Below are 1,146 nucleotides of genomic sequence, written 5' to 3' on the forward strand. Positions count from 1 at the left end.
TTCTGCCAGTAGTCATATGCTTGTCTCAAAGATTAAGCCATGCATGTCTAAGTATAAGCAATTTATACGGTGAAACTGCGAATGGCTCATTAAATCAGTTATCGTTTATTTGATAGTACCTTACTACATGGATACCTGTGGTAATTCTAGAGCTAATACATGCTAAAAACCTCGACTTCGGAAGGGGTGTATTTATTAGATAAAAAACCAATGCCCTTCGGGGCTCCTTGGTGAATCATAATAACTTAACGAATCGCATGGCCTTGCGCCGGCGATGGTTCATTCAAATTTCTGCCCTATCAACTTTCGATGGTAGGATAGTGGCCTACCATGGTGGCAACGGGTAACGGGGAATTAGGGTTCGATTCCGGAGAGGGAGCCTGAGAAACGGCTACCACATCCAAGGAAGGCAGCAGGCGCGCAAATTACCCAATCCCGACACGGGGAGGTAGTGACAATAAATACTGATACGGGGCTCTTTTGGGTCTCGTAATTGGAATGAGTACAATCTAAATCCCTTAACGAGGAACAATTGGAGGGCAAGTCTGGTGCCAGCAGCCGCGGTAATTCCAGCTCCAATAGCGTATATTAAAGTTGTTGCAGTTAAAAAGCTCGTAGTTGAACCTTGGGTCTGGCTGGCCGGTCCGCCTCACCGCGAGTACTGGTCCGGCTGGACCTTTCCTTCTGGGGAACCTCATGGCCTTCACTGGCTGTGGGGGGAACCAGGACTTTTACTGTGAAAAAATTAGAGTGTTCAAAGCAGGCCTTTGCTCGAATACATTAGCATGGAATAATAGAATAGGACGTGCGGTTCTATTTTGTTGGTTTCTAGGACCGCCGTAATGATTAATAGGGATAGTCGGGGGCGTCAGTATTCAGCTGTCAGAGGTGAAATTCTTGGATTTGCTGAAGACTAACTACTGCGAAAGCATTCGCCAAGGATGTTTTCATTAATCAGGGAACGAAAGTTAGGGGATCGAAGACGATCAGATACCGTCGTAGTCTTAACCATAAACTATGCCGACTAGGGATCGGGCGGTGTTTCTATGATGACCCGCTCGGCACCTTACGAGAAATCAAAGTTTTTGGGTTCTGGGGGGAGTATGGTCGCAAGGCTGAAACTTAAAGAAATTGACGGAAGGGCAC

1 rRNA gene is annotated in these 1,146 nt (G+C 46.5%); it reads left to right on the plus strand.

Annotated elements, in window-relative coordinates:
* Positions 1–1,146, plus strand: a 16S ribosomal RNA gene (locus tag P2W73_RS26350); the annotation flags it as partial.

It is taken from the genome of Terrimonas pollutisoli (genome assembly GCF_029360765.1).
Classification (GTDB): Bacteria; Bacteroidota; Bacteroidia; order Chitinophagales; family Chitinophagaceae; genus Terrimonas_B; species Terrimonas_B pollutisoli.